We start from the raw sequence: 26,890 nt of genomic DNA, 5'->3' as shown, positions 1-26,890 counted from the left end.
TCCACCGCCTGCTGCACGTGCTGGTCCATCGTCAGCGGAATGTCCTCCGGGAAGTCGGCGGGCTCCCACTCCGGCCCGTAGGGAGCCGCGGTGATGACCAGCTTCTCCTGGTTCTCCGGGAACAGGGAATCGTCGAGGAAGTACATGCGCGTGTCTCCGTTTCGTCGTTCGGTGTCAGAAGGTGGGGGTGCCGACGATTCCCGCGCGCTCCATCTTGCGGACGGCGGGCCAGTAGTCCTGGACGGCGTAGTGCTGGGTGTTGCGGTTGTCCCAGATCGCGAAGCTGTTGTTCGTCCAGCGCCAGCGCACGTGGTACTCCGGAACGGACGCCTGCCGGATCAGGTAGTTGAGCAGTTCGCTCGCACCGGGTGAGTAGTCGTGCCCGAATCGCACGTTCTCGGGGGTGTGGTAGTTCGTGAAGTGCGTCGTGAACGCGTTCACGAACAGGACCTTCTCGCCCGTCTCGGGGTGGGTGCGGACCACGGGGTGCTCGGCGTCCGGGAAACGGGCGTGCAGCGCGTGCCGCTGTTCCTCGGACATCGCGGCGCCGAAGCTGGCCTCGATGCTGTGCCGGGCCTTGAGGCCGTCGATCTGCTGCTTCACGTGCTCGGGCAGCCGTCGGTACGCCTCGGCCATGTTCACCCAGATGGTGTCGCCACCCACCGGGGGACCCTCCACGCAGCGCAGCACCGAGCCCAGTGGCGGCGCCTCGCGCCAGGTCGCGTCGCAGTGGAAGGCGTTCTCGTAGTGCTCCGGCTTGCTGTCGAGGTCCTTGTAGATGCGGACCAGCCCCGGGTGCTCCGGGTCGCTCCCGGCGACCGGGTGGTCCTCGAGGGGACCGAAGCGCTCGGCCAGCGCGACGTGCTCGGCGCGGGTGATGTCCTGGTCGCGGAGGAACAGCACCTTGTACTCCAGGAGCAGCGCCCGGAGCTCGGCGAAGAGCTCGGCATCGCGGGAGGCCTCGGCGAGGCTGACGGAGCGCAGCTCGGCGCCGATGGTGGCGGTGAGCGGCAGGACCTCGATGGCGCGGGGCCCGACGGTGAAGGACGGGAAGCGGTCGTCGACCGGGGTGTCGTAGACGGTGGTCATGGTTTCTCCTTGGGCGGGGGCGGATCAGGACTCGAGGACGAAGACCGAGGAGCCGACGCTGCGGCCGGACTCCAGGTCGCGGTGGGCCTGGACGGCGTCGTCCAGGGCGTACCGCTGGTTGATGGCGACGCGGATGCGGCCGGAGGCGAGGTGGCCGAAGAGCTCGCCGGCGAGCTCGCCGCGCTCGGCCGGGTCGGCGATGTAGTCGGCGAGGGCCGGCCGGGTCACGAACAGCGAGCCCTTGACCGCCAGCTGCATCGCGTCGATCGGCGGGATCGGGCCCGACGCCGTCCCGAAGCAGACCAACAGGCCGCGGCGGCGCAGCGAGTCCAGCGACGACGGGACGGTGGTCCGGCCGATGCTGTCGTAGGCGACCTGGACGCCGACGCCGTCGGTGAGCTCGCGGACCCGGGCGGCGACGTCCTCGCGGGTGTAGACGATCGTGTGGGTGCAGCCGTGCGCCCGCGCCACCGCGGCCTTCTCGTCGGTGGACACGGTGCCGATGACGTTCACGCCCAGGAGGCGGGCCCACTGGCAGAAGATGAGGCCGACGCCACCGGCCGCGGCGTGCAGCAGAACCGTGGCGCCGGGGTCGAGGTCCGCGATCCGGCGCAGCAGGTACGCGCAGGTCAGCCCGCGCATGGTCGTCGCGGCCGCCGTCTCGAACGGGATCGTGTCGGGCAGCTTGATCAGCGGGGCGACGTCCATGACCCGCTCGGTGCTGTACGCGCCGAGGGGGCTGCCGGTGTAGGTGACCCGGTCGCCCTCGGCGAACCCGGTGACCCCGGCGCCCACGGCCTCGATGACGCCGGCCGCTTCCACTCCCATGCCCGCGGGGAGTGCCGCGGGGTAGAGCCCGGTGCGGAAGTAGGTGTCGGCGAAGTTCAGGCCGACGGCCACGTGGCGGACCCGCACCTCACCGGACCCCGGCTCACCGACCGGCAGCGACTCCCAGCGGAGCACCTCCGGTCCGCCGGTCTCGTGGAAGCGGATGCCTTTCGCCATGGACTGGTTCTCCTTCTCAGAGGTACGCCGAGGAGCGCGCGGGGCGCGCGTGCGGGGGGATGCGGGTCGGCGGCTCGGGTGATCCGCTCTGCCGGGGATCGGTTCCTGCTCTCCCGACGGCTTCTACTGTGGCAGCGACCACGCCGCAGAGCTGTACGGATCCGGACAAGAGCCTTAGCGTCTTCGGACACGTGGTGAGGGGAGGCGGCGGTGCGTCCCGGTGTCCGGTGCGCGACGCTCGACGGGTACGTCAGGGTGGCGCGGTCCTGCGGCCTCGATCCGGCGCGTCTGCTGGCCGGGGAGGGGCTGACCGTCGCCGACCTGGCCGTGCCGGACAAGTGGGTGCCGGCGGCCGCGGTCGCCCGCCTGCTGGACCGGACCGCCGTGGAGTCCGGCGTCGAGGACGTCGCGCTGCGGCTGGCCGGCGTGCGCCGGCTCGCGACGCTCGGGCCGCTGAGCGTGGTGCTGCGCCAGGAGCCGGACCTGCGCAGCGCGCTGAGCCTGCTCTGCCGGTACGAGCACAGCTACAACGAGGCCCTGCGGCTGCGGCTGGAGGAGGCAGGCGACCTGGCCACCATGCGGCTGTGGTTCGAGTTCGGTGAGCCCGCGCCCGCCCGCCAGGCCCTCGAGCTGGCCACCGCGACGCTCGTCGGGATCGTCCGGGAGCTCCTCGGCCGGCAGTGGGAGCCGCTGTCGCTGTGCTTCACGCACCGCGCTCCGGCGTCGACCGCCGCGCACCGGGCGGTGTTCGGTCCCCGGCTGCAGTTCGAGCACGACTTCACCGGGCTCGTCTTCTACGCCGCGGAGCTGGACGCCACGAACACGATGTCCGACCCACTGCTGCGGCCGTACGCCGACCAGCTCCGCGAGGCGCTCGGCGCCCCGCCCGCCGCGACCGTCACCGGGCAGGTCACGCAGCTGGTGGAGATGCTCCTGCCCGTCGGGCGCTGCTCGACGCGGCAGGTCGCCGGCAGCCTGGGGATGACCGAGCGGACCCTGCACCGCCGGCTGGCCGCGGAGGGCCGGTCCTTCTCGTCGATCGTCCACGAGGTCCGGGCGGCGCTCGCCGAGCGCCACCTGGCGGCCGACCGCTACACGTTGACCGACGTGTCGGAGCTGCTGGGCTTCACCGCGCCGAGCGCGTTCTCGCGGTGGTTCCGGCAGCAGTTCGGGATGAGCCCCTCGGCGTGGCGGGCCACCACCCGGCCCGCCGGGTGAACCGCCTCAGGTGACGGAGCCGGCGGCGGTGTCGGCCAGCGCCTGCACGAAGGCGGCGCGCGGACGTCCGCGCCGCAGCACCCGCTGCCGGTGGGCGCCCGAGCCACGCCGCAGCCGTGCGGTGAGCAGCGACTCGATCAGCGCCCGGTCCCCGGTCGCATCGAGTGCCGGCCCGATCGTCGCCAGGAGCAGAGGGAGCAGAGCGACCACCCGCGTCCATCCACCGAGCCACGGGTCGACGACCACGGCGGACGTCCCGCGCCGGGCCGCTCCGTACCCTGCCGCGACCAGCGACCGGTCCGGCGTGGCAGGCACCGGCAGACCGGCGACCTGATCGGCCACAGCGGTCATCACGAGCGCGCGGCACAGTCCGGCCAGCAGCACGGCGTCGGAGACGGTGAGGCAGGTGTCGGCGATGCGGACCTCGACGGTCGGGTACCGCGGGGAGAGCCGGGCCCAGAAGTAGACGCCGCAGTCGTCGAGGGCCGCACGGGAGGCGACGAGGTCGGCGACCCGCTCGTCGTACTCCGCGGCGCCCGCGCAGCACGGCGGCGGGAGGAACGTCGGCCACCGCCGCTGCACGACGAACCGATGACTGCTCCAGCCGGTGTCGTGGCCCCGCCAGAACGGGCTGTTGCCGGCCAGCGCCAGCAGGACCGGGAGCCATGGCCGGAGCCGGCACAGCACCGCCACCCCGAGATCGCGTGAGGCCATCCCCACGTGCACCTGACCGGCGCAGGTGATCTCCTCCCCCGTGACGCCCGGCACGGTGGCGACCAGCCTGCGGTACCTGTCGTCGTCGGTGAGCGCCGCGAAGCCGGGCGCGTCGGCGGGTGGCGTCCCCACGGCGGCCAGCCGGACCCCGTGGTCAGCAGCGACCCTGGCGACCGCCCCGCGGGATGCAGACAGCTCCCGCCCGACGGCGGTCAACTCCCGGCAGATCCCGGTGCTCAGCTCGATCTGGCAGCGGGCGAACTCCGCGGTCGCCCGCACGCCGGGGGCGAGGGCGGCGAGCACGTCCGGCGCCACGCCGGCTGTTCGGCCATCCGGTCGGAGCAGGAAGAACTCCTCCTCGACGCCCACCGTGGGGACCGCGGCGGCCGACGGCGCCGGTGCGGGGCGGACCGCGGGGCCGGCGCTCACCCGCGGAGGCCCCCGTCCTGTGGTGGGAACGTCACTGCACCGGCTCGAGCGCGATCGGCGCGAACGGGTACAGCTCCTCCCGCCCGTGGCCGATCCTGACGCAGGTTCCCTCGGGGACCTCCCGCCACGCGCCGCGCAACCCGCCGAGCGGCTCGGAGACGACGACGCGGGCGTCGTCCGACAGCCGGTGCAGAACCGGGTTGGACGGGTACTGCGCGCGCAGCGTGCTGACGTCGGTGCTGTGGAACAGCGAGCGCGACCGCCCCTCGCTGGAGTACCTGAACGCCCACAGCGTCTCACCGTCGGTCGTCGCCACGGTCATCTGCAGCGGGAACTGCGTGCCGTGCCGCCGGCCGACGTCCTCGATCAGGCCGACGGCGCGGGCCACCGCCGCGGGCGGATCCTCCTCGAGGCCGAACGTGAGCGCCAGGAAGAAGAACAGCTCCGAATCGGTGGACCCCTCGATGTCGGGGAACAGCGCTGGGTCCACCGCGAGGGTCAGTTCTCGCTTCGCGTCCCGGAAGCCGGCGATCGCACCGTTGTGCACCCACATCCACCGGCCGTGCCGGAACGGGTGGCAGTTGGTCTGCTGCACCGGCGTCCCGGTGGACGCCCGGACATGGGCCAGGACGAGATGCGAGCTCAGGTGCGATGCGAGCTCCCGCAGGTTCCGGTCGTTCCAGGCGGGCTCGATGCTCCGGTACAGGCCGGGCTCGTGCTGCTCGCCGTACCAGCCCACCCCGAACCCGTCACCGTTGGTCGGCTCGACTCCCAGCCGGGCGTGCAGGCTCTGCACGACCAGTGAGTTCTCCGGCACGTAGAGCAGGTCCTCGACCAGCAGCGGGGCGCCGGTGTAGGCCATCCAGCGACACACGAACGCCTCCCTCAGACGGCCACGACGGCGCGGGCAGGTGACCCAGCGACCTCGACCTGCACGGGTGCGGGCCGGTTGGTCGGAGCGCTCATCGGGTCTCCATCCCCTCGGCCTGCACGGAGATCCGGGTCCCGCCGATCCCGGCGAGGATGCTGGACAGCTGCTCGAGGGCGCCGATGACCGCCGGCCGCCCCGACACGCGCGCGAACTCGGCTGCGGCCTCCACCTTGGGCCCCATCGAGCCGGCCGGGAACAGGCCGGGGTCGAGCGCGTCGGGGTGGGCGGTCACGACCGCGCGCTGCCGGTCGGTGCCCCAGTCGAGGTAGACCGCCTCGACGTCGGTGGCGATGACGAGGAGGTCGGCGGACAGGTCCCGGGCGAGGACGGCGGAGGCGCGGTCCTTGTCGATGACCGCCTCGACCCCGACGAGGGTGCGGGTGCCCGGCGAGTACATGGTCGGGATCCCCCCGCCACCCGCGCAGATGACCACGCACCCCTGCGCGAGCAACCACTGGACCGGCCGGATCTCGACGATCCGCTGCGGTTGCGGGGAGGGGACGACCCGCCGCCACCGGTCGCCGTCCTGGCGGAACACCCAGCCGCGCCGTGCTGCGAGCTGCTCGGCGACGTCGGCCGGGTAGACCGGGCCGACGAACTTCGTCGGGGCGGTGAACGCCGGGTCCGCCGGGTCGACCTGCGTCATCGTCAAGATCGTCGCCAGGGGCTTCTCCGCCGGCAGGAGGTTGCCCAGCTCCTGCTCGATGAGGTAGCCGATCATCCCCTCGGTCTGGGCTCCCAGGACGTCGAAGGGATAGGCCGACACCTCGTCGTAGGCGGCCGCCTGCAGCGCGAGCAGGCCGACCTGCGGCCCGTTGCCGTGGGAGACGACCAGCTCGTGTTCCTCGGCGGCGGGCGCGAGTGACTTGCAGGCCGTGGCGATGTTCAGCCGCTGCCCGTCGACGGTCATCGGCTCGCCGCGGCGCTGCAGTGCGTTGCCGCCGAGTGCGACGACGATCCTCATGGCCTGCTCCTGTCGCCGGCGACGGCGGCGGCTCAGTCGCCGATGGTGGCGACCATGACCGCCTTGATGGTGTGCAGCCGGTTCTCGGCCTGGTCGAAGGCGATGTTCGCCGTCGAGGCGAAGACCTCTCCGGTCACCTCGAGGCCACCGGTGATCCCGGTCAGGTCGGCGACCTTGCGCCCGACCGCCGTCCTCGTGTCGTGGAAGGCGGGCAGGCAGTGCATGAACCGGGCACGCGGGTTGCCGGTGAGCTCCAGCGCCCGCGCGTTGACCTGGTACGGGAGGAGCTCCTCGACCCGGCCCTTCCAGACGTCGTCCGGCTCCCCCATCGACACCCAGACGTCGGTGTGCACGAAGTCGGCGCCGGGGAGCGCCTCCTGCGGGTCCGCCGTCAGAGTGATGTGGCCGCCGGACTCCTCTGCCCGCTCCCGTGCGAGGTCCTGCACGTCCTTGTCGGGCCAGAGCGCCTCCGGGGCGCAGATGCGCACGTCGGACCCCATGATCGCGCCGGTCACCAGGAGCGAGCGTCCCATGTTGAACCGGCCGTCGCCCATGAAGCAGTAGGCCAGCTCGTGAGGGCGCTTGCCGGAGTGCTCGGTCATGGTCAGGAAGTCGGCGAGCATCTGGGTGGGGTGCCACTCGTCGGTCAGCCCGTTGTAGACCGGCACGGCGGAGTTCGCGGCCAGCTCCTCCACGGTGGCCTGCGCCTTGCCGCGGAACTCGATGCCGTCGAACATCCGTGCCAGCACCTGCGCCGTGTCGGCGGCCGACTCCTTGTGGCCGATCTGCGAGGACTGCGGATCGAGGTAGGTGACGTGCCCGCCCTGGTCGTACGCCGCGACCTCGAAGGCGCACCGGGTGCGGGTGGACGTCTTCTCGAAGATGAGCGCGACGTCCCTCCCCCGCATCCGCTGCCGCTCGGTCCCCGTCGCCTTCGCGCGCTTGAGGTCGTACGAGAGGTCGAGCAGGAACTGCAGCTCGGCGGTCGTGAAGTCGAGCTCCTTGAGGAAGTCGCGGCCGTGCAGGTTCAGTGCCATCTCGGGCTCCGTCCGGGCGAGGGCTGAGTCGGGTGGAGGGTCGGCCGGGAGATCACGCGTCGGCTGCGTCGCGCTCGATGGGGCAGGACATGCAGCGCGGGCCGCCGCGGCCGCGGCCGAGCTCCTCGCCGGCGATCGTCACGATCTCGATGCCGTTGCGGCGCAGGAAGGTGTTGGTCGTGGTGTTGCGCTCGTACCCGAAGATCACCCCGGGGGCGACGGCCAGGAAGTTGTTGCCGTCGTCCCACTGCTCGCGCTGGGCGCCGAGCACATCGATCGGCGTGCGCATCACGTTGATCTTGTCGACCCCGATCGCCTCGGCGACGACCGGCCACAGCTCGGCGTTCTCGGTGACCTGGTAGTCGCCGCCGCTGCCGACCGGGGTGAGCGTGAACGACCGGAGCGTCTCAGGGAGGTGCGGGTACACGCTGAAGGCGTCGCGGTCGATCATCGTCATGGCCGTGTCGAGGTGCATGAACGCCCGCGTCTTCGGCAGCTCGACGGCGATGACCTTGGTGACCGATCCGTGCTCGAAGTACCGGCGGGCGAGGAACTCGATGCCCTGGGGACTGGTCCGCTCTCCCATGCCGACCATGACCGCGCCGTTGCCGATCACGAGGATGTCCCCGCCCTCGCAGTTGGCCGGGTCGTGGTTGTCGCTGTCGTTGCCGTAGTAGAAGTGCGGCGGGTCGGCGGCGAACATCGGGTGGAACGTCCAGACCACGCGCGAGTTGATCGTCTCGCGCTTGCGCGCCGTCTTGCTCATCGGGTTGACCGACAGTCCGTCGTAGACCCAGGCGGAGTTGTCCCGCTGGAACAGGTGGTTGGGCAGCGGGGGGAGCAGGAAGTCGTCGTCGTCGAGGTACTCCAGCAGCAGGCTGGAGGTCTTGGGCAGGTCGAGGTCGGACTTGAGGACGCCGCCCACGAGCGCCTCCGCCAGCAGGTCGGCGGGCCGGCTGCCGATCAGCTCGTCCAGCGGGGCGTCGAGCGCGGGCCCGAAGCGGGTGGCGGTCGTCAGCTCCTCCTGGAGGAACTCACGCGCACCGGGCTGGTCGATCGCCTGGGCGAGCAGGTCGTGGAAGAGGTAGACCTTCACGCCCTTCTGCCGCAGCTTCTCGGCGAACGCGTCGTGCTCCTCCCGGGCGCGTTGGGCCCACATGACGTCGTCGAAGAGCAGGTCGTCGACGTTCTGCGGTGACAGGCGGGTCAGCTCGAGGCCCGGCCGGTGCAGGATCACCTGGTGGAGCGCCCCGACCTCCGAGTCGACGTGGAACGGCATGGTCTGCTCCTTCGTGCCAGTGGGTCAGGGTCGCCAGGCCGGGACGGCGGGCGGTTCGGACATCGAGGTCCGGTGCTTGAGGTAGATCGGGATCCCGGCGAGGAACGCGCCGCCGGCGAAGATGAACGGCAGGTACTCCTTGATGAAGGTGTCCTCACCGGTGTTGCGCGAGTACCAGATGAACAGCACCGAGAAGACGAGGCCGACTACCGCGATGCCGAGGTCGCGGACGAACCGGGGGGTCTGCAGCTCCCGGTGGTCGACCAGCCGCCACTTGATCTGGGCCAGCGCGGAGAACGCGTAGGGGATCGCCGCGGTGATGCCCGACATGTAGACGAGGGTGTTGAAGACGGTGATCCCGACCGAACCCGCGTAGGACATGATCATGAAGATCGAGGCCAGGGCGGTCGAGACGACGATGCCGAACGCCGGGACGCCGTTCCGGTTGAGCTTCTTGAAGCGCTCCGGGAACAGACCGTCCTTGGCAGCGGCCAGCGGCATCTCGGCGCAGATCATGGTCCAGCCGTTCAGCGCACCGAAGCCGGAGATCACGACGAGCGCCGACATCACGTAGCCGGCCCAGGTCCCGCCGAAGATCTGGTTCACGGCGGCGGCGAACGGCGCTGTCGACTCCGAGAGGGTCGCTGCCGACACGATGCCGAACACCGCGGTGAGCGACAGCAGGTAGACGACCGCCGTGCCGAGGGTGCCGTAGATGGTGGCTCGCGGGACGTTCTTGTCGGGATTGCGCACCTTCGCGGCGGCGACCGCCGCGCACTCGACGCCGAGGTAGCTGAACAGGCACAGGGCCATCGCGCCGAAGATCGCGCCCACCGCGCTGTCGCCGCTGGTGTTCCAGACGTCGAAGTTGCCGCTGCTCATGAAGAACAGGCCGGCCGTCGACATGAAGACCAGCGGGATGAACTTCAGGATCGAGGTCCACGTCTGGACGGTGCCCATCGCCCCGACCCCGCGGAGGTTGATGGCCGCGGGAAGCCACAGCCCGATGAGCGCCAGGACGACCGAGAACGCCTTGTTCTGGTCGGTGTTGACGAACTCCTCGACGTAGAGGACCCAGCCCACGACGATCGCCGCGTTCCCGGACCACGCCGTGATCCAGTAGAGCCAGGCGTTCGAGAAGCCGGCCAGGTTGCCGAACGCCGCGCGGGCGTAGGCGTAGGGCCCGCCGTCGGCCGGCAGCCGCCGGGACAGCGAGGCGAACATGACGGCCAGGGCCAGCGCGCCCACCGTCGTCAGCGCCATCGCGATCAGGCTGATCGGCCCGTAGGAGGCCAGGGACGCCGGCAGGTTGAAGATGCCGACGCCGATGATGCTGCCGACGATCAGGGCGGTGGCCGGACCGAGGCCGAGCGTGCCGCGGGGCTCCTCGTCGGCCGGGACGGGCCCGGCGGGCGGCGCTGGCGCGGTGCTCATGACGGCTCCTTCCGCAGGGTTCTGCCGGCCATTGGATCGAGGGAGTCCGCGAGGAGCCTCCTCCGCCAGGGATGAATGACCCCGCACGCCCACAGGGTCGAACAGGGGCTCTCCGACTACTGGGGGGACAACACCCTGGGGTTCCTCGCCCCGGATCCGCGGCTACGCCCCGTCGAGGAGCACCGGTACACACTCCGGTCGACTTCGTGCTGCCGGCCGCGCGCCGTCCACGCACCCGGGGCCCGGCTCGCCGTCGAGCCGGGCCCCGGGTCGCCGGGTGGGTGATCAGCTCGTGGGCGCTGGCGTCGGCTCCTCCTCGGAGAACACCTCCCGGAGCTTGTCCTCCTGCTCGTGGCTGAGGTTCGTCTCGATGAGGACCATCTGCTGACCCGCGAACGCCTCCTTCACCTTGTCGACCACCGCGCCCGACGAGAGGACGAACAGGGCCGAGGTCCCCGGCTGGATCTCCTCCCGCATCCGGCGGATGAAGGCGTCGTCGATGCCGACGTCGGACATGCTGCCGGTCAGGGCCCCCATCCCGGCGCCGATCGCCATGCCGAGCAGCGGGACGAAGAAGATCAGGCCGAACAGCATCCCCCAGAACGCGCCGCCGAGGGCTCCGGCGCCGGTCAGGCTGTTGAGCTGGCGCGTCTTGGGCTTCTTCGCCCCTTCGGGATAGGTGACGATGGCGGCGTCGTGGATCCGGATCAGTTCCCTCCGCTGCAGGGTCTTGAGCGTGTCCTCCGCAATGGCTGCGCCGTTCGCGGTGGGGAACTTCCAGACGGTCATGGTGGCCATCGATCTCTCCTCGGGTTGCTCGGCCGGAACCGGTCGGTCCGGGGTGGTGCCGCCGGTCCGCCGGCCGGCGCCGCGGGAACGGGTCAACTCGCGGCGGGCGCAGCGGCGGCGGCCGGTTCGAATGCGAAGAGGCCGAGGCCCGGGACGACGGCCGCCAGGCCGAGCACCCCGGCCACGACCCGTACGCCGGTGTGCCGGCTCGCCGTCGCCCTCGAGCAACGGCTGGAGACGGCCGCGGTCATGTCGGCTCCTCCCCCGTACCAACCAGCCACCCCGACGCTGCCGTCCTCGGCTCCCGTCGACCTCATCCCCCGCGGATGACGCCGTATCCCGCCGCTGACCGGCACGGTCTGCGTCATGTCGAAGCGCTTGACCGCCCCGGTGATCCTCTTCGTCATGGTGGTGGGGCTGGCCTCCTGCTCGTCGGAACCGGACAGCGGGACCGCCACGGCGACCTCCACGAGCCCTGACGTGTGCGACTCGGCCGACGACCTGCGGACGTCGCTGTCCGCGCTGCGGGACGTCCAGGTGGTCCAGGAGGGCACCGGCGCCCTGGAGGACGCCTGGGCGACGACCAAGGACGCCTGGGCGCAGTTCGCCGACGCCGCCCGCGCCGAGTACAGGGACGCGGTCGACAGCGTGCAGGGCGAAGCCGACGCGGTCGAGGCCGCGGTCGACGCGGCGCGGGCCACCCCGTCGGCCGACGCGCTCGGGACGGCGGCCAGCAGCGTCGGCGTCTTCCTCCAGGATGCCGACGCCCTCGTGGACGAGGCGGGCGCCAGGTGCTGACCGTCGAGGATTCGGGATCCGCCTCCGAGGGGGCCACGCCACGGACGCCGGGGCCGACCCCGAGGGAACGGCGGGCCGCGGGAGGGCCATGCGGGTGAGCGTGCCGCTGGCCGCGCACGTCGAGTTCGCCCGGCCGCCCGACCACCGCCGGCTGATGGAGGCCGCGCCCGCGGGTCGGGTGCAGGCGCACGCCGGCGTCCAGTGGCCGCTCACCCGGCCGGGATGACGCCCCCTCCATCCGGGGAGCCGAGGATCCGGCGCGTGGACCCCGCCCCCCGGGAGAGCCCGCTGGCGTTGCCCGGCGAGCCCGTCCCCGACCGTCGGGCACTCGTCACCGCCCTCGGGCGGACGCTGCTGACCGTCGTCGGCCTCCTGGTCCTCTACGCCGTCCTCCCGCTCGACGGCCCGTTCGACGTGGGGACCCTGGTGGCACTCGTCGCCGGCCTGGTGACCGTGGGCCTCCTCGTCGCGTGGCAGTCGCGGGCGATCCTGCGCTCCCGCCATCCCGCGCTGCGCGCGGTGGAGGCGGTCACGGCATCCATCCCGCTGTTCCTCCTGCTCTTCGCCGCGGCGGACGTCGTCCTCGCGGGCACCGACCCGGACGCGTTCACCGAACCGCTGAACCGGACCGACGCGGTGTACTTCGTGGTCACGGTCTTCGCCACGGTCGGCTTCGGGGACATCTCACCGGTCAGCGACGCCGCACGGATCCTCACCACGCTCCAGATGGTGGGTGACCTGGTGCTCATCGGCCTGGTGCTGCGTGTCTTCGTCGCCGCCGTGGACCGGCGCCGCCAGCGCGCGGACCAGGGAACCGCGAGCCCCCGCTGACCTGACCGGTTCCACGTCGAGCAGCCGGCCCTCCTCCCGGCTGCACTCCGCGTCGGTGAGGACACCGGCTCCCGCCTGCGGATGGCGACGGGATGGGGTCGTCCACACGGGATGAGGCCCGCCGGCGCCGCCTTCCCGAGGCTCGACGCCGTAGGTCCCCGGCCATCAGGAGGAACCATGACGCAGACCGCCCCGGACAACGCACTCCACCGCATCGCCGACGGCGATGCCCCGGTCCTCGAGCAGCTTCTCGAGATGAACCTCGACGCGCTGGAGCGGTCGGGGCTCGACGACGAGACCTACCTGCTCGTCCGACTGGCCGCCCTCGTGGCCATGGATGCGCCTCCGATCTCCTACCTGATCACCCTCGGCGTCGCCGAGGAGGGCGGTCTGACGGTGGAGAAGGCACAGGCCGTCCTGGTCGCCATCGCCCCCGTCGTCGGGAGCGCGCGGGTGACCGCGGCGGCCGGTGCCATCGTGCGCGGTGTGCTCGGTGCTGCCGCCCTCGGCGGCCAGGTCGTCCCGGAGCAGCGGACCCCGTAGGTCGGCGCCCACGCCGCTGCAGGTCACAGCCGGACCCGCGGTCGACAGCCGGCCTCCTGCGAGAGGCCGGCTGTCGCTCGGGGTCACCGGACCCGCCACCCCGTCGACGACCTCGCCGATGCGGTCCCCGGGCGCGTGGACGGCGGCGCCTACCGCTCGTCCAGCTCCCGGCCGTGGACCGTCAGCGCGTAGACGGCCACCACGCCCAGCGCGATCACGCTCGTCGACCACACCGGCGATGCGGCCAGGAAGCCGAAGTTCACGACGGCGCCGAGAACCGCGACGATGACGGCCGCGCGCCGGGCCCACCGGTGTCCGCCCCACAGGATCCCGGCGCCGGCCGTCAGCGCGAGCAGCCCGCCGATCAGGTGCACCCAGCCCCACGCGACGTGGCTCTCCAGGACGAGCAGCTCGTTGGTCCGGACGGTGACGTGGTGGGCGTCCAGCAGCGCGACCACCCCCAGCAGTGCCCAGAACACGCCCATCAGCGCCATGATGCCGGCGCCGGCATAGGCCCAGTTCTGCCAGGCCGCCGACGGCGTACGGCCCGGGGGAGGTGGAGAGCCCATGGGTGGTCCTCCTCGAGCGAGCGGACATCGGGTCAGCCGGCCGCCGCACCGTGGGGCGGCCTGTTCGGGATGAGCTCCCGACGGCACCATGTGCCGGTACTCGGCGGGCGTGATGGCACTGCTCTCCGGGAGGCCGGGAGTCGGGTGACGAGCGGCTCAGTTGCCGTGCTCCCGGGGCGCGTTCGGCAGTTTGGACAGGGCGGCGGTGATGAAGGGGCCGACCAGCCGGTCGGCGCACTCGGCGGCCACGGCGACCTCCAGCTCACCAGAACCGAGCAGGGTGAACCGCAGGGAGACCGGTCGCGCCCCCAGACCCCGGACCTCCCCCTGCCCGAGGGTCCGGACGGTGACGTCCGGGGCGATGCCGACAGGGAGCGGTTCCAACCAGAGCCGCAGGGCGCCGGTGCGGACCACCAGCACGTCGTTGACCCAAGCGGCCCGCGTGCACCGCAGACACCATCGTGCGTGCTGCCGGCGCCACCCTGCGGCCGGCGGTCCGATACGGCAGCGGAAGGACGACAGGTCCCGGGCGTAGCGGACCCTCGCCCACACCGTCAGGACGGCCAGGGTGACCAGCACGGACGCGGCCGACCCGGCGAGCACCGTCACCACCGTCGCCGCCGCTACGACGAGCCGGTGTCAGACGGCTCCGGGCCGGCGGTGCGGACCTCCAACAGGTCCAGTCCCAGGCTGCGCAGCCGCTGCAGCATGCCGTGCAGGCCCGGCTGGTCCGTCGGTTCTGTCCGGAGGATGGTCAGTGGCGGTTCCTCACCGAAGTCCTCGGCACCGATCTCCGCGAGGAGTTCAGCCGGAACTGGTCCACGCACCCGGAGCTCGTACACACGACGTCCCATTCTGCGCGCTCCCTAGTGATCGGCGCGGACCCCGTTCCGCAGACCGTCCCCGGAGCCGCCCGGCCGACCCGATTCGCTCTGACGCCCCACCCGGGGCGCTTGGCGGCTTCGATCCGATGGGGCGGAGCATGGTCCACCGGGGGGCCGGCGACCTCCTCCCTCCCGGATGAGGGCGGGCTCCGACCGCTCCACGGACCGCCGACCACGGACGCCGGACACGGGGCCCGGAGCACCGTTCGGTGCGGTCACCGAAGGGCGTCGACGCGGTGCAGCTGCCGGACCCGGTCATCCGGGCAGGGGGATGGTCACCGTCCGGCAGGTCCTCATCCTGAGCAGCACGACGAGTTCTCCACGGAGGTGGACCATGCGCACGGCCGCCGACGACTACCCGCTGCTGGACCTGATGTGGACGTTCGTCCTCTTCTTCGCGCTGATGGTCTACTTCTGGCTGGTCGTCACCGTCTTCGGGGACCTGTTCCGACGGCACGACACGTCCGGCTGGGCCAAGACCGCCTGGGCCGTCTTCGTCCTCGTGGTGCCGTTGATCGGCTCGCTGACGTACCTCATCACGCAGGGACGCGCCATGGCCGACCGGAACGTCCAGCAGGCCGACCGGGCGAGGCAGGGGACCGACGCCTACATCCGGTCGGTTGCGGCCCCCGGTCTCCACGGCATCGACGAGATCGCCCGCGCCAAGGGGCTGCTCGACGAAGGTGCGATCAGCCAGGAGGAGTTCGAGCAGCTGAAGCGGCGCGTCCTCGTCTGAGTCGGAGACACGGACCCGGCCGTGACCGGCCACGGGCGGAGGGCCACAGGATGATCGCGAAGCGGCACACCTTCGTCAGCCGGTCGCTGCGCCGGCTGACGCTCGGCTCCGGGCCCCTCGAGCGCCGCACCGATCGGCTCCAGGCGATCGGGCGGCTCGTCGTCGTCCTGTCGATGCTCGCCGCCCCGTTGCTCGCCGTGGTGGCGTCCGCTGCCACGACGGCGCACCTCCAGGCGGTCGCGGCCGCGGAGGCGTCGGACCGCTCCCCCACCCACGCCGTTCTGCTCGAGGTGGCCCCGGAGCCGACGCCGCCCAGTGGTGCCACCGTCAACGCCGTCCCGAGCACGGGGGTCCCGGTACGGGCGGCCTGGTCCCTGCCCGGTGGTGTGACCCGGGAGGGGTTCGTGTCGGCGAGGCCCCACACCCCGATCGGTGCCACCGTGCCGGTGTGGGTCGACGGGGAGGGCGACCTCACCTCGGCCCCACTCGACCGGTCGAGCATCCCCAACCGGGCGGCCGCCGCGGGGCTGTTGCCGCTGATCGGCCTCCCCCTGGCGACATGGACGCTCTACGTCGCCCTCACCCGTGCCCTGGACGCCTCCCGGGAGCGCGCATGGGAGGAGGAGTGGACCGCGGTCGAGCCCGACTGGAACTCCCGGCTCCTCTAGGAGCCTGCTGCAGATCGGGCCGGCGCGGGCCGTGAGACGGCGGGACGACGGGTCAGCGGAGTGCCTTGACCTCGCGCCCGTGGACGACGATCGCGTAGATCACGATGACGTCGAGGGTGATCACGATGGTCGACCACAACGGATGGGCCGAGATGAACGCCAGGTTCGCCAGCGCACTCAGCAGCGCGATGCCGACGCCGACCACGCGGGCGACCATGTTGCCCGCCAGGAGCCCCAGGCCGGCGAGAACCCCGACGATGCCGATGGCGGTGTGGATCCAGCCCCAGGTGTTGTAGTCGACGTCCACCACGAGACCGCCCGACGTCACCGCGTAGAAGCCGTCGTCGAAGAGGGCCACCAGCCCCTGGATGATCTGGAAGAGGCCCAGCATGATCAGCATGACGCCACCGAAGACCACCCAGCCGGCCCAGGCCGACGTCGGCTCGGTGTACGGGATGCCGGTATCCGTGGAGCTGTGCTGCGGGGTGTCGGTCATGTGCCCTGTCCTCCGGGATCCACCCCCGGCTCCGGCCGCCCGCGGTCCGAGGCGGTCGGGCGAGGTCCTGACGGCGTGCGTCGACAGCGTGGAACGCCTCCGGGGGCCCGGCATCGTCCGCCACGAGTGAACGGTGTCGGCCGGTGGCGCCGGGCGATCGTGCGTCGGCTCATCAGGCCGAGGGGTCCCCCGCGGTGCCGGGGCCCGGCCGTACCGACGAGCTGCGGCCCGGTGCGATGCTGTCTCCCCACCGGCCGTGCCGGGTCACCGTCCGGAAGGGGACGACGACGCCGTCCTCGGCCGGGGTGGCGCCGGCGGCGTGCTGCACGGATCCCTCTTGCCCGGCCCGTGCCGCACCACGGTGCCGGCGTGGCGGATCCGCACACCGGCGGATCTCCACCACCTGCACGTCACCCTCGGTCAGCCGGTCCAGCACGTCGGAGAGGTCCCGGGTGGCCGGAACGCGGAATCGGTACAGGGTCTGGCGCGGCACGGCAGTCGGTCTCAGCGGGACGCGGAAGGTGGAGAGCACCGCGTCGTTCATGAGCGTTTCCACGAGCACCTCGTACCGGGTTCGAGCCGCCTCCATGGCCACCGACCTCCATGCCTGCCCCACGGACGTGAGTCCCGCCCGGAGTGGGCCGCCAGGCAGGGTCTCCCTCTGGTGTTGTCGCTGCTCCCGAGGCTCCAGGAGCGGACGAGCGGACGCCTCCCCCGCAGTGCGCGAGACGGGAGCCGTCCTCAGAGCAGTCCGCGTTCGCGTGCCCCGCCTGGTTGCGCCTGCTCACAGCCAGCGTGCGCAGGATGCTCCGGATTGGGTGCGCGCACCGTGTTCACCGGACATGGTCACCCTCGACGGGTTCAGCCCACAAGGCGGGGGTCTGCAGCCGGTGACGGCTCAGGGACGGGCGTGACGGGCCCGTGTCGTCTGCGCAGGACGATGTCCCCCGGCCGGGGGGGCGCCAGGATCGGAGGCGCTGAACGGCGTGCGAGGCGCCCGCTCGAGCGCTTCGGAGAGGCACCACACGACCACCGGCGGGAGGCCGCCATGACAGCGTCCGCGCCGCCCCTGGACGATCTCGCCCTGCTCGACCGGCACATCACGGAGGCCTTCACCGACCTCCGAGCGACCCGGGCCGTGGCAGCGAGGACGGGCAACCGCCAGAACCAGGACTCCACGACCCGAGCCGAGGAACACCTGAACGCGTTGCTCGAGTACCGCCACGCCGCGGTGCGGCGGCAGGCCCTGGACCACCTGGTCGGGGACCCGCGGCCGCGACCCATCGGCCCGTGAGGGGAGCCAGACCCATGTCCGAGTCACCCATGTCCGAGTCGACGCATGGCGAGACCGTGGCGAAGCCGGTGCCGGATGGGATGCCCGTGCTGAGACGGGGCAAGCACAGGAACCCGTCGCGGGGCGCCTGCTTCATGGAGTACACGGCTCTGCTGGCCGGTGAGCCCTTCACGGACCATCCACGCTGCGTGGACGGTGAGCTGGCCGCGATCCTCCGGGCCGCCAACGACATGCTGTCGAACGCCGACCGCCGCCTCCTCGTGCCCTTGCTCGGGCGGGCCATCGGCCTCACGGTCGAGCCTCCCCCGCCGGGCCCGACGGGATACCGACGCGCCGCGGTCCGGCGCCGCCGGGAGTTGACGGCGCCGTATCGGGAGCGGACCGCACGGTTGCGCCGGGAGGCGACGTCCCGGTTCCTGACCGCGGTCGAACCGTCGTCCTCTCCGGACACGAGGGCCTCGCTCGAACGGACCGGAGAGCTCTCCTGGGTGTTCTGGGAGACCCTGACGGAGCCGGCCTCGCTGTCCACGTCGCCGGAGTACGTACGCCGGCTCATCCACCGTCTCCACGTCCTCCACGACTGCTACGAGCAGGCCATGGACGACCTGGGCATCCCCCGCAGGGGATCGACGGGGCGCTCGCCTGCCCGCGAGGCTGCCCCGCACCCCATCCCGGCGCGGTGACCGCGACCTGAGCTCTCCCCGCGTCCCACCCCGGTCCGAGGACTACGGCGGACCGGGGTCATCGCCGTCCGGGACGGGCAGACCGGTCTCCGCGCGTGCCCGTCCCGGTCCCCCGTCGAGGCCCCGGCGGCTGAGGGCGCGCTCGTAGCGGGTGGAGAGCGGGGCGGCGGAGAACCCGTGTGCGATGACGCTCAGCAGCACGGTCACGGCGACGATCGCGACGACCTCGTCGGCAGCGTCTCCGAGCTGCTCGAGGGCGAGCAGGGCGAAGACCAGCGAGGCGAGCCCTCGGGGTCCGAACCAGCCCAGGAACAGCACGGAGTCGCGGTCGAGGCCGGCGCCGACACAGGCCAGGGCGACCGGCACCATCCGCACCAGCGTGAGGCTCAGGACCGCGTACAGCACCATCACCGGGTCGACCCCGTCGACGACGATCGGGATGGCCAGCGCGCCGAACGCGAGCCAGACGAGAACGGACACGAACGCGCCGGCCTGTTCGAGGAAGACCAGCTCGGCCGGGCCCCGCCGACCCGCTGCCGCACCGAACGCGAGCCCGCCGGAGAAGGCGGCGACGAAGCCGTTCCCGTGGACGGCGAGCGCGCCGGCGTAGGCGGCGAGAGCGAGAGCCAACACGGCGACGCCGACGAAGTCCTCCGCGGCCCACCCGCGAGCGCGCGCCCGCTGCAGCAGCCACCCACCTACCAGGCCGATCCCGGCGCCCACGGCCACGCCGACGCCGAGCTCGACGAGCGCCTCCCCGAGCCACGACTCGCTGCCGTCCTCGTGGACGGCCGTCGCGCCGGCCAGGGCGAACAGGACCACCGGCGTGACGATGCCGTCGTTCACACCGCTCTCGACGGTGATCAGCTCCCGCATCCGTGCGGGCACGGCGGGGTTGGTGACCACCGGGAGTCCCAGCGCTGCGTCCGTCGGCGCGAGGGCGGCGGCCACCAGCAGAGCCAGCCAGATGCTGAGGTCCGGGAAGAGCCAGTACGCCAGTACCCAGCCGGCAACCACGGTGAGCGGCAGCCCGACCGCCAGCAGCCGCAGGTAGCGGCCGGCATCACGACGCATCTCCCCGAGCGGAACGCCTGCGGCGTCGGAGAAGAGCACCCACACCAGCGCCAGCTCGACCAGTGGCTTCAGTGCCTCAGGGGCGGACTGCGCATCGACCAGGCCGGCCGCCGCGAGCAAGCCGCCCACCCCGACGAAGACGATCGGTGCCGTGAGGTCGGCGCGCTGGAGGCGGGCTGACAGGACACCCCACAGGAAGATGACCGTGCTGACGATCGCGATGATCTGGGCCGTCATGGGGCCTCCCGGTGCGTCCCGGCGTGGGGTGGCTCCGGTCGGACCGGCGGCACCGGACGGACGACGATCCGCTGCGCTCGCCGTCAGTCCGTGATCGGCCGTACCGCCGGCGGCATGTGGGCGTCCGCCTCGGACGACGGGGCCTGCGGGCCCCCACTCTCGGTGCGGCCGCAGCGGTCAGCGGCCGGACCTCCCGTCGGGGGTGAGCCGCGTTCCGGCTCGGCCGTCATGAGGGTGCGCTCCGCCTGGAGCACATGACGGTCCAGGCGCAGCAGGACCAACACGTGCGTGAGAGCCGGCGACGCCCCGTGCAGGGTGATCCGACGGCCGTGCCGGAGCCCCCGGCGGTACGCGATCAGCAGGCCGCGCACCCCGGCATGGTCGATGTCGGTCAACCCGCCGACGTCGACCACCCAGCTCGGGTGCTGTTCCCCCAGCAACGCCGACACGGCGTCGTACAGCAGGTGGCTGGTGCGCACGTACAGCCGTCCGGTCATCGTCAGGCGTCCGGTGTCCAGATCGACGCGCACCCCGAACTCCGACGGCGCGGCGGGGGGCGCAGGACGCGGGCGGGCGGAGGACCTGGCGGCCCCCGCACCCACCCTCCGGCGGACGACGGCATGCCGGAGCGGGCGGGCCGCTCCGCGGACGGGGTCCGACCCGGGACGGACGATCGACGGCACCGAGCCGCTCGTCGCCTCGGCGGACTCGCCTGCCACGGTCATCCGTCGTCCTCCCCGGGCGCCGACGACGGGCCGCGACGGCGGACGTGCCCAGGGGCATCGTCGCGGAGGTACGGTCCGCCGACCTCATCCACCGCGGACGAGCGGCGGCCCCACAGATGGACCGCCGGCAGAGCAGGGCCGCGGCTCCGGGGCGCATCCACCGTCTCCGGGAGGCGCAGGGATGTCGAGCCAGGACCCTGTGCGTCCGGACGGCGTCGCAGAGGTCATCGAGCCCCGCCAGGCGACCGCACCACGGACCTCGGGTCCTCTGTCGCCCGCCTGGCGGGGTGCCGACAGTGTGTCATCCGGGGAGACGGATCGCCGATCAGCCCGGATGCCTCGCCTCGGACGGGACGACGAGGGCCCCCTGGTCCTGAGCTGCCCGCACGGCCGCGCCCCGGCCGACGACGTCCAGCTTGCGCTGTACCCGCCGGATCCTGGTGCGTGCGGTGTTCGTCGACACCGAGAGGCTCGACGCGATCTGGGCTGTCGACCTCCCCCGGGCCAGGCAGCCGAGCACCTCGAGGTCGCGGCGATTCAGTGCCGACGCGCGGGCCGCGCCTGCCACGCCACCGACCGGAGGGCGCGGCTCCGGGGCTGCTTCCCCGCCTCCATGATCCGGGAGGCCGGACGAGGCGGAGGTGCCGACCGCCGGTGGTGCGGTCCGGCGGGGCGCCGGCAGCGCGATGCCCGGAGGAACCGTGGGGGCGGGCGCGTGGTCACCGGTCATCTGAGGCCTCCGAGGGTTCACCGGGCGTTCGGCACGGACCCGGGCCGCTGCACCGGACTGCTCGGGAACCGGTCTCGGTCCGCCCACGAGACGAGCTCGCGGCGGGTTCGCGACAACACGGTAGGGAGGCTGCGGCGACTCCGCTTTACCGATGCCGTCGCGGCCCTTATCTTTTCGCCCATCGCGGAGGAGGACCGGTCGTGCTTCCTCGTATCCGAACGAACACCCTCACCGGCTACGCGGAACTCGCCCGGTCCTCGGGGCTGGACCCAGCGGTGCTGATGGCGCAGGTGGGCCTGGACCTCGCCGACCTCGACGAGCCCGACCGCTGGATCCCGGCTGCGCCCGCCGCCCGGCTCCTGGAGCTGTCCGCACAGCAGTCGGGCTGCCCGGACTTCGGGCTGCGCCTGGCAGACGTCCGTCGCCTCGGCACCCTCGGCCCGTTGAGCGTCGTGCTCCGGGACGAGCCCGACCTGCGCAGTGCCGTGGACCTCCTGGAGACGTACGAGCACACCTACAACGAGGCGCTGCACCTGCGACTGCAGGAGGACGGCGAGCACGCGACGATCGAGGTCTGGCTCGAGTTCGGGGAGCCCGCACCGCGCGATCAGGCGCTCGATCTCGTCATGGCGACGCTCCTGGGCATCGTCCGGACCCTGGTGCGCAGCGACTGGGAACCCCGGTCCGCTGCCTTCGCCCGTCCTCCGCCCCCGGAGCCCGAACCGTGGCGTCGGCGCTTCGGCCCCGGCGTGGTCTTCGCTCGTCAACACACCGGCCTGGCCTTCCACGCACGGGAGCTCGGCGCCCGGGTGCAGACGGCGGACACCTCGCTGCGGCCGTACACGCAGCAGTTCCTCCGCACGGTCGTGGCCCCCCAGGCTCCCGCTGCGACCACGCGCCTGACGGACGTGGCGGAGGTGGTGGAGCTCCTGCTGCCGCTCGGGCGCCAGTCGGTCACACACACGAGCCGGCTCCTCGGCCTCCCGCCCCGAGGACTCCAGCGGTACCTGGCCGAGCAGCACGAGACCTTCTCCTCCATCCTGAGCACGACCCGGGCACGCATGGCGGAGCGCTATCTGCCCAATGAGCGCTACTCGCTGACCGAGGTGTCGCAACTGCTGGGGTTCAGTGCACCCAGCGCCTTCTCCCGCTGGTTCCACCGGCAGTTCGGCACGAGCCCCACGGAGTGGCGGAGGGCGGCTCGCGACGGGTCGCGGCCGGACGCCGCGCCGGTCCGGGAGCCGGGGAGCCCGCCGTGAGGCGAGACGCCGAGGCGGACCGCGAGGTTCCTCGCGGAGGCACCGGCAGGACCGTCCAGGGAGGGTGATCCCCCGGCACGACGGGGACGCCACGATCCTCGGACGCCGAGGATCGTGCCTGGGAGGTGCGTCGTGGCATCCATGCGTGCCCGGCAGTGGTGGGCGCGGGGGTCTCTCGCGCTCGTCGCGGCCGCCCTCCTGCTCCTGCTGTCCCTGGCCGGGGAGGGCGGCTTGTGGCTGGTGTTGCTCACCGCGGGAGCCGCCGCCGTCGTGGTCGCGGCGATCTTCTGGTTCCTGCTGCACCGCGGGCCGGTGCGGGGGCTGGCCGTGACCCTGGCGGTGGCGACCCCGGTGACGCTCCTCGTGGTCTTCGCGGTCAACGGTCTGCTGTGGGTGGCCGTCGTGGCCGCCGCGCTGCTGGCCGCCGGGGGGGCCGTCGCCCGCATGGCGCTGCGGCCCGACCGCTCGCGCTGGACGATGGAGGTCACCGAGACACCGCCGCCACGGCGCCCGTTCCTGGTGATGAACCCGCGGTCCGGCGGGGGAAAGGTCGGCCGGTTCCGGTTGCGGGAGAGGGCCGAGGAGCTCGGGGCCGAGGTGGCCCTGCTCGACCAGCCCGGCACCGACGTCCAGGAACTGGCCCGGAGTGCGCTGGCCCGCGGTGCGGACCTCCTGGGCGTGGCCGGCGGGGACGGCACGCAGGCCCTCGTGGCCCAGGTCGCGGCCGAGCACGACGTGCCGTTCCTCGTCATCAGTGCCGGAACCCGCAACCACTTCGCCCTCGACCTGGGGTTGGACCGGCAGGACCCCACCGGCTGCCTCGATGCGCTCCACGACGGCGTGGAGGCGCGGATCGACCTCGGCGACATCAACGGCCGGACGTTCGTGAACAACGCGTCCTTCGGTGCCTACGCGGAGATCGTGGAGAGTCCGGCCTACCGCGACGACAAACGCCGGACGATCCTCGATGCCCTGCCGGACCTGCTGGCCCGCCGGCGCGGCGCCCACCTCGTCGCCGAGGTCGGCGAGTCGAGGTTCGACGCGCCGCAGGCCCTGCTGGTGAGCAACAACCCGTACGGGGCCTCCGACCTCGTCGGGTCGGGACGCCGGCCGCGGCTGGACCGTGGGGTCCTCGGTGTGCTCGCCGTTCGCGTGGACGGCACGCGGCAGGCCGTCGGGCTGCTGAACGGCGCCCACCGGGAGGGTCTGCAGCTGGCGGAGGCACCGGAGGTCGTGGTCACCGCCGACGTCGCCGACGTCCCGGTCGGCGTCGACGGCGAGACGGTGCGGATGACGACCCCGGTGCGGTGCGCGATCCGTCCCGGCGTCCTCCGGGTCAGGCTCCCCCGCGACCGTCCAGGGGTGAAGCCGCCGCGGGCACGCCTGGACTGGGCCGCGCTGTGGGGTCTCGCGACCGGGCGGTCACCCGGGCCGGCCGGGGCCGTCGACCGGCCGGCACCGGTGGGCGCGCGCCGCGCCGCGCGGTCACCGCGTCCGGACGCCTGACCTCCGGTGCCCGTCCCCGTTGCGACCAACTCACTCCGGCGTTGCGACCGACTCACTCCGGCTGCCGAGTCGGCGCCGGGGACGACCGGGGACCGGGCACCGTCCCGGCCCGCGCGGCGCCACCCCCGCCCCAGGTGGCGCCGGTCTGCTGCCGGTAGGCCTCGACCGCGGCCTCGACGGTCGGGAACAGGTGCTGCGGCTCGATCGCGCGGGTGAGGCCGCACCGGTCGATCTTGCGGCGGACGGGGTCCTTCAGCTCGGCGAACGCGAGGGTCTGGCCGCGCTCGTCGAGCGCGCGGTCGAGGTCGAGCAGCACGTCGGCGGCCGTGGTGTCGACGTCGGTGACGGGTTCGGCGGCGATCACGATCCACCGGGGCGCCGGCTCGGTGCGGGCGATCGCGGTGACCTCGTCCCGGAACGTCCTGGCGTTGGCGAAGAACAGCGGCGCGTCGAACCGGTAGACGACCAGTCCGGGGAGCTGCTCGGCCTCCGGGTACGAGCGGACGGAGTGGTAGCCGGGCAGCCCCTCGGTCCGGCCGAGGACGGTCGTGTACGGCCGCCAGGCCCGCCGGAAGACGTTGAGGATCGACAGGCCGACCGCGATCGCGATGCCCGGCAGCACCCCCAGCAGCGCCACGCCGGCGAACGCGACCAGCGACAGGCTGAACTCGACCCTGCGCTGGTGCCACAGGCGGGCGGTGCCGGGGAGGTCGGCCAGCGACAGCGACGCGGTGATCACCACGGCGGCCAACGCGGACTGCGGCAGGTCCCGGAACAGACCGGGCAGGAGGAGGATCATGACGATGATCAGCGCGGCGCCGGTGACACCGGTCAGCTGGCTGCGTGCGCCCGCACGCTCGGCGACCGCCGTGCGGGAGGCGCTGGTGCTCACCGGGAAGCCCTGGAACAGGCCGGCGGCGAGGTTGGCCGCGCCGATGCCGATCATCTCCTGGTTGCCGCGCACCTCCTGACCGGTGCGCTCGGCGAACGCCGACGCGGTCGAGATGGTGTCGGCCAGCGACACGAGCGCGATGGCGAACGCCCCCGCCAGCAGCAGCCCCAGGTCGGACCAGCCGACCGCGGGGATCGTCAGCGGCGGGAAGCCTTCCGGCAGCACCCCGACCAGGCTGACCCCGCGCTCGCCCAACCGGAAGGCGATGCTCACCGCGATGGCGAGGACGACCATGACGAGCACGGCCGGCACCCTGGGCCACCGCCGGAGGACCAGGATCAGGCCGATGCCGCCGAGGCCGACCGCCGCCGCGGCCGGGACGACCTCGCCCTGCGCGACCCCACGCGCGAACCCGACGACCTCCCCGACGAGGCCGTCCGCGTCGACCGAGAAGCCGAACAGCTTGGGCAGCTGGCCGACCAGGATGGTCAGGGCCAACCCGTTCATGTAGCCGATCATGGTGGGCTTGGAGAGCAGGTCGGCGACGAAGCCCAGGCCGGCGATGCCCGCGGCGATCATGATGACCGCCACCATCAGGGCGAGCATCGACGCCAGCGCGACCGCCCGCTCCGGATCGCCGCCCGCGACCACCAGCGGCAGGATCGTCGCCGCGATCATCGGACCGAGCGAGGAGTCGGGCCCGAGCACCAGGATCCGCGACGGGCCGAACACGGCGTACCCGAGCAGGCAGGTGATGGTGGTGTACAGGCCGGTGATCGGTGGCAGGCCGGCCAGCTCCGCATAGGCCATCCCCTGCGGCACGAGGAGCGCGGTCAGCACCGCCCCGGCCACGAGGTCCTTGACCAGCCAGGACCGGCGGTACTCGCGGATCGCCCCCACCCCGGGCGGCACGAAGCGCACGGTCGTGCTCACCGGGGATGGCGACCAGCGGCGGCCGGCGGTCGCGGCCGGGCGCCCCGTTCCCCGTCGGACCGGCGCGTGCCGCCTGCGTCCCGCAGGGTCCGGTAGGCCGCGCGCAGGCGCTTCTCGACGAGGATCGGGACGAACGCCTGGACACGGGCGGTCGCGAACGTCCCGAGCACCTCCGTCGCCAGGCGGCGGATCTCGTGCCGGTCCACCCCGTACTCGGCGTGCAGCCGTCCGACGAGGGCGTCGACGAAGGACGTGCCGGCGCGGATCGGGCCGCCGCACGGATCGGCGTCCCGGCCGACGACCACCGGGGCGGTCACGGTCATCTCGCACCCCCTCGCGCCGTCGTCCTCCGGGAACCGGCCCGAGTGTCGCGGGCGACCCGGGCGGCGGACCTCATCCGTGCCGGATGACGGCGCCCGGTCAGCCCTGCCGGTCCAGGCGCCAGGCCACCACCCCGAACAGCACGCCGAGCGCGTTCGTCGCCCAGTGCGCAGCGGCGCTGGCGAGCACGCTGCCGCTGCGCCGGCGCAGCTCGCCGAAGACCAGCCCCCCGATCGCGGTGAACGCGACGGTCCCCGCGACGACGACGGCGCTGCCGGCGCCGCCGACCGCGTCGGACACGCCGCGGTTGGTCTCGCCCAGGTCCACCGACGGGATGATGTGCCACAACCCGAAGAGCACCGAGGTCGTGACCAGGACCTGCCACTGCCGCAGGTGCCGCGCGAGCACTCCCCAGAGGACCGACCGGAAGGCGAGCTCCTCCAGCGCCACGGTGCCGAGCGGGATGACGACGAACGCCTTGTGCAGCGCCCCCGGGACGGGCAGGTCGTAGCGCACGTCCTGGAACGCCGGCCGGGTGACGGGCAGGAGCAGGCCGATCACGTAGACGCCCGCCGCGACGGCGATCGCGCCGAGTCCCCAGCGGCAGCCGGCCCGCAACCGGTCCCGGCCGAGGCCGAGCTGCGACCAGGTCAGCCCCTCCCAGCGTGCCCAGGCGAGGAGTGCGACACCCTCCAGCCCGCGCACCCACCAGGGCGGGTGCAGCCCGTGGTCGACGACGTTGACGGCGGCGAGCGCGACGACGACGCCACCGGAGACCAGCCGGTGGTGCCTGCGGCGGGCGGCCGACGTCGTCACGCCGGC

At 72.8% G+C, this 26,890-nt stretch carries 32 protein-coding genes; 11 read left to right on the top strand and 21 right to left on the bottom strand.

Features of this window, described 5'->3' with window-relative positions; genetic code table 11:
• Nucleotides 1–174: 174 nt before the first annotated feature.
• Together CRP39_RS15765 and CRP39_RS15760 are read right to left on the bottom strand one after the other, a co-directional pair.
• On the bottom strand, nt 175–1,089 hold the full coding sequence (locus tag CRP39_RS15765) for a TauD/TfdA dioxygenase family protein (RefSeq protein ID WP_097207315.1): 915 nt from the start codon (nt 1,087–1,089) through the stop codon (nt 175–177).
• 24 nt (nt 1,090–1,113) lie between these two features.
• The gene (locus CRP39_RS15760; protein WP_097207314.1) at nt 1,114–2,094 is read right to left on the bottom strand and encodes a quinone oxidoreductase family protein; all 981 of its coding nucleotides are present in this window, start codon (nt 2,092–2,094) and stop codon (nt 1,114–1,116) included.
• A 210-nt stretch (nt 2,095–2,304) separates the two neighbouring features.
• Between CRP39_RS15760 and CRP39_RS15755 the strand changes: the two genes are divergently transcribed.
• Entirely contained in the window at nt 2,305–3,312 is a 1,008-nt protein-coding gene (locus CRP39_RS15755; RefSeq protein WP_097207313.1) for an AraC family transcriptional regulator, read from the top strand.
• A 6-nt stretch (nt 3,313–3,318) separates the two neighbouring features.
• Here the strand turns inward: CRP39_RS15755 and CRP39_RS15750 are convergent, their stop codons facing one another.
• From CRP39_RS15750 to CRP39_RS26900, 8 genes are all read right to left on the bottom strand, one after another.
• On the bottom strand, nt 3,319–4,455 hold the full coding sequence (locus CRP39_RS15750) for a carboxylate-amine ligase (protein ID WP_097207312.1): 1,137 nt from the start codon (nt 4,453–4,455) through the stop codon (nt 3,319–3,321).
• A 31-nt stretch (nt 4,456–4,486) separates the two neighbouring features.
• The gene (locus CRP39_RS15745) at nt 4,487–5,329 is read right to left on the bottom strand and encodes a class II glutamine amidotransferase (RefSeq protein ID WP_097207311.1); all 843 of its coding nucleotides are present in this window, start codon (nt 5,327–5,329) and stop codon (nt 4,487–4,489) included.
• A gap of 88 nt (nt 5,330–5,417) precedes the next feature.
• Complete coding sequence (arcC, locus tag CRP39_RS15740) at nt 5,418–6,350, bottom strand: carbamate kinase (protein ID WP_097207310.1); 933 nt, start codon at nt 6,348–6,350, stop codon at nt 5,418–5,420.
• A 32-nt stretch (nt 6,351–6,382) separates the two neighbouring features.
• Complete coding sequence (argF, locus tag CRP39_RS15735) at nt 6,383–7,387, bottom strand: ornithine carbamoyltransferase (protein ID WP_097207309.1); 1,005 nt, start codon at nt 7,385–7,387, stop codon at nt 6,383–6,385.
• A 52-nt stretch (nt 7,388–7,439) separates the two neighbouring features.
• Nucleotides 7,440–8,666 (bottom strand): arginine deiminase, encoded by a 1,227-nt coding sequence (locus CRP39_RS15730; protein ID WP_097207308.1) that lies wholly within the window; start codon nt 8,664–8,666, stop codon nt 7,440–7,442.
• A 24-nt stretch (nt 8,667–8,690) separates the two neighbouring features.
• Complete coding sequence (locus CRP39_RS15725; protein WP_097207307.1) at nt 8,691–10,100, bottom strand: amino acid permease; 1,410 nt, start codon at nt 10,098–10,100, stop codon at nt 8,691–8,693.
• A 285-nt stretch (nt 10,101–10,385) separates the two neighbouring features.
• A complete protein-coding gene (locus CRP39_RS15715; RefSeq protein ID WP_097207305.1) occupies nt 10,386–10,898 on the bottom strand; it encodes a DUF1269 domain-containing protein in 513 nt (170 codons plus the stop codon).
• Between the two features lie 83 nt (nt 10,899–10,981).
• The gene (locus CRP39_RS26900) at nt 10,982–11,140 is read right to left on the bottom strand and encodes a hypothetical protein (protein WP_172442469.1); all 159 of its coding nucleotides are present in this window, start codon (nt 11,138–11,140) and stop codon (nt 10,982–10,984) included.
• A 115-nt stretch (nt 11,141–11,255) separates the two neighbouring features.
• Here CRP39_RS26900 and CRP39_RS15705 point away from each other — a divergent pair, with 115 nt between their 5' ends.
• From CRP39_RS15705 to CRP39_RS15695, 4 genes are all read left to right on the top strand, one after another.
• Nucleotides 11,256–11,687 (top strand): hypothetical protein, encoded by a 432-nt coding sequence (locus tag CRP39_RS15705; RefSeq protein ID WP_143426669.1) that lies wholly within the window; start codon nt 11,256–11,258, stop codon nt 11,685–11,687.
• Nucleotides 11,688–11,775: 88 nt separating this feature from the next.
• A complete protein-coding gene (locus CRP39_RS26895) occupies nt 11,776–11,913 on the top strand; it encodes a hypothetical protein (protein WP_172442468.1) in 138 nt (45 codons plus the stop codon).
• Nucleotides 11,914–11,948: 35 nt separating this feature from the next.
• Complete coding sequence (locus tag CRP39_RS15700; RefSeq protein WP_216359763.1) at nt 11,949–12,518, top strand: potassium channel family protein; 570 nt, start codon at nt 11,949–11,951, stop codon at nt 12,516–12,518.
• A 177-nt stretch (nt 12,519–12,695) separates the two neighbouring features.
• Entirely contained in the window at nt 12,696–13,061 is a 366-nt protein-coding gene (locus tag CRP39_RS15695; RefSeq protein WP_097207302.1) for a carboxymuconolactone decarboxylase family protein, read from the top strand.
• Between the two features lie 149 nt (nt 13,062–13,210).
• On the opposite strand, the gene CRP39_RS15690 is transcribed toward CRP39_RS15695, so the two are convergent.
• From CRP39_RS15690 to CRP39_RS15680, 3 genes are all read right to left on the bottom strand, one after another.
• Entirely contained in the window at nt 13,211–13,630 is a 420-nt protein-coding gene (locus tag CRP39_RS15690; protein ID WP_097207301.1) for a DUF7144 family membrane protein, read from the bottom strand.
• A 156-nt stretch (nt 13,631–13,786) separates the two neighbouring features.
• On the bottom strand, nt 13,787–14,233 hold the full coding sequence (locus tag CRP39_RS26890) for a hypothetical protein (RefSeq protein ID WP_172442467.1): 447 nt from the start codon (nt 14,231–14,233) through the stop codon (nt 13,787–13,789).
• Between the two features lie 20 nt (nt 14,234–14,253).
• Nucleotides 14,254–14,484, bottom strand: a complete 231-nt coding sequence (locus CRP39_RS15680) for a hypothetical protein (protein ID WP_143426667.1) — start codon at nt 14,482–14,484, stop codon at nt 14,254–14,256.
• Between the two features lie 364 nt (nt 14,485–14,848).
• Here CRP39_RS15680 and CRP39_RS15675 point away from each other — a divergent pair, with 364 nt between their 5' ends.
• Together CRP39_RS15675 and CRP39_RS15670 are read left to right on the top strand one after the other, a co-directional pair.
• Nucleotides 14,849–15,250: an SHOCT domain-containing protein gene (locus tag CRP39_RS15675; RefSeq protein ID WP_172442466.1), complete on the top strand. Its 402-nt coding sequence runs from the start codon at nt 14,849–14,851 to the stop codon at nt 15,248–15,250.
• 50 nt (nt 15,251–15,300) lie between these two features.
• A complete protein-coding gene (locus CRP39_RS15670) occupies nt 15,301–15,918 on the top strand; it encodes an Rv1733c family protein (RefSeq protein WP_097207298.1) in 618 nt (205 codons plus the stop codon).
• A gap of 52 nt (nt 15,919–15,970) precedes the next feature.
• On the opposite strand, the gene CRP39_RS15665 is transcribed toward CRP39_RS15670, so the two are convergent.
• Both CRP39_RS15665 and CRP39_RS15660 read right to left on the bottom strand, forming a co-directional pair.
• Complete coding sequence (locus CRP39_RS15665; RefSeq protein WP_097207297.1) at nt 15,971–16,414, bottom strand: DUF7144 family membrane protein; 444 nt, start codon at nt 16,412–16,414, stop codon at nt 15,971–15,973.
• Between the two features lie 172 nt (nt 16,415–16,586).
• The gene (locus CRP39_RS15660; protein WP_097207296.1) at nt 16,587–17,003 is read right to left on the bottom strand and encodes a hypothetical protein; all 417 of its coding nucleotides are present in this window, start codon (nt 17,001–17,003) and stop codon (nt 16,587–16,589) included.
• 459 nt (nt 17,004–17,462) lie between these two features.
• Between CRP39_RS15660 and CRP39_RS15655 the strand changes: the two genes are divergently transcribed.
• Nucleotides 17,463–17,708, top strand: a complete 246-nt coding sequence (locus tag CRP39_RS15655; RefSeq protein ID WP_097207295.1) for a hypothetical protein — start codon at nt 17,463–17,465, stop codon at nt 17,706–17,708.
• 134 nt (nt 17,709–17,842) lie between these two features.
• Complete coding sequence (locus CRP39_RS15650) at nt 17,843–18,391, top strand: hypothetical protein (RefSeq protein WP_143426666.1); 549 nt, start codon at nt 17,843–17,845, stop codon at nt 18,389–18,391.
• Between the two features lie 42 nt (nt 18,392–18,433).
• Here CRP39_RS15650 and CRP39_RS15645 read toward each other — a convergent pair whose 3' ends face one another.
• The 3 genes from CRP39_RS15645 to CRP39_RS28375 all read right to left on the bottom strand — a co-directional run bounded on the left by CRP39_RS15645 (nt 18,434) and on the right by CRP39_RS28375 (nt 21,157).
• The gene (locus CRP39_RS15645; protein ID WP_097207293.1) at nt 18,434–19,702 is read right to left on the bottom strand and encodes a cation:proton antiporter domain-containing protein; all 1,269 of its coding nucleotides are present in this window, start codon (nt 19,700–19,702) and stop codon (nt 18,434–18,436) included.
• A gap of 83 nt (nt 19,703–19,785) precedes the next feature.
• Entirely contained in the window at nt 19,786–20,232 is a 447-nt protein-coding gene (locus CRP39_RS15640; protein ID WP_172442465.1) for an STAS domain-containing protein, read from the bottom strand.
• Between the two features lie 520 nt (nt 20,233–20,752).
• A complete protein-coding gene (locus tag CRP39_RS28375) occupies nt 20,753–21,157 on the bottom strand; it encodes a response regulator transcription factor (RefSeq protein ID WP_097207291.1) in 405 nt (134 codons plus the stop codon).
• 200 nt (nt 21,158–21,357) lie between these two features.
• Here CRP39_RS28375 and CRP39_RS15630 point away from each other — a divergent pair, with 200 nt between their 5' ends.
• Complete coding sequence (locus CRP39_RS15630; RefSeq protein WP_143426665.1) at nt 21,358–22,416, top strand: AraC family transcriptional regulator; 1,059 nt, start codon at nt 21,358–21,360, stop codon at nt 22,414–22,416.
• A 141-nt stretch (nt 22,417–22,557) separates the two neighbouring features.
• Nucleotides 22,558–23,922 (top strand): diacylglycerol/lipid kinase family protein, encoded by a 1,365-nt coding sequence (locus tag CRP39_RS15625; protein WP_097207289.1) that lies wholly within the window; start codon nt 22,558–22,560, stop codon nt 23,920–23,922.
• A 52-nt stretch (nt 23,923–23,974) separates the two neighbouring features.
• On the opposite strand, the gene CRP39_RS15620 is transcribed toward CRP39_RS15625, so the two are convergent.
• From CRP39_RS15620 to CRP39_RS15610, 3 genes are all read right to left on the bottom strand, one after another.
• Nucleotides 23,975–25,747 carry a SulP family inorganic anion transporter gene (locus CRP39_RS15620; RefSeq protein WP_245853902.1) on the bottom strand — a complete coding sequence of 591 codons (1,773 nt, stop codon included), beginning with the start codon at nt 25,745–25,747 and terminating at the stop codon, nt 23,975–23,977.
• Nucleotides 25,744–26,070: a three-helix bundle dimerization domain-containing protein gene (locus tag CRP39_RS15615; RefSeq protein ID WP_097207288.1), complete on the bottom strand. Its 327-nt coding sequence runs from the start codon at nt 26,068–26,070 to the stop codon at nt 25,744–25,746. Before CRP39_RS15615 ends, CRP39_RS15620 begins: the two co-directional genes overlap by 4 nt.
• Before the next feature lie 97 nt (nt 26,071–26,167).
• Entirely contained in the window at nt 26,168–26,884 is a 717-nt protein-coding gene (locus CRP39_RS15610) for a CPBP family intramembrane glutamic endopeptidase (RefSeq protein WP_097207287.1), read from the bottom strand.
• Nucleotides 26,885–26,890 lie beyond the last annotated feature (6 nt).

This window comes from Geodermatophilus sabuli (assembly GCF_900215145.1).
Lineage (GTDB): Bacteria > Actinomycetota > Actinomycetes > Mycobacteriales > Geodermatophilaceae > Geodermatophilus > Geodermatophilus sabuli.
Note: the sequence above shows the minus strand (reverse complement) of the source record. Positions and strands in the feature narration are given on the sequence as shown.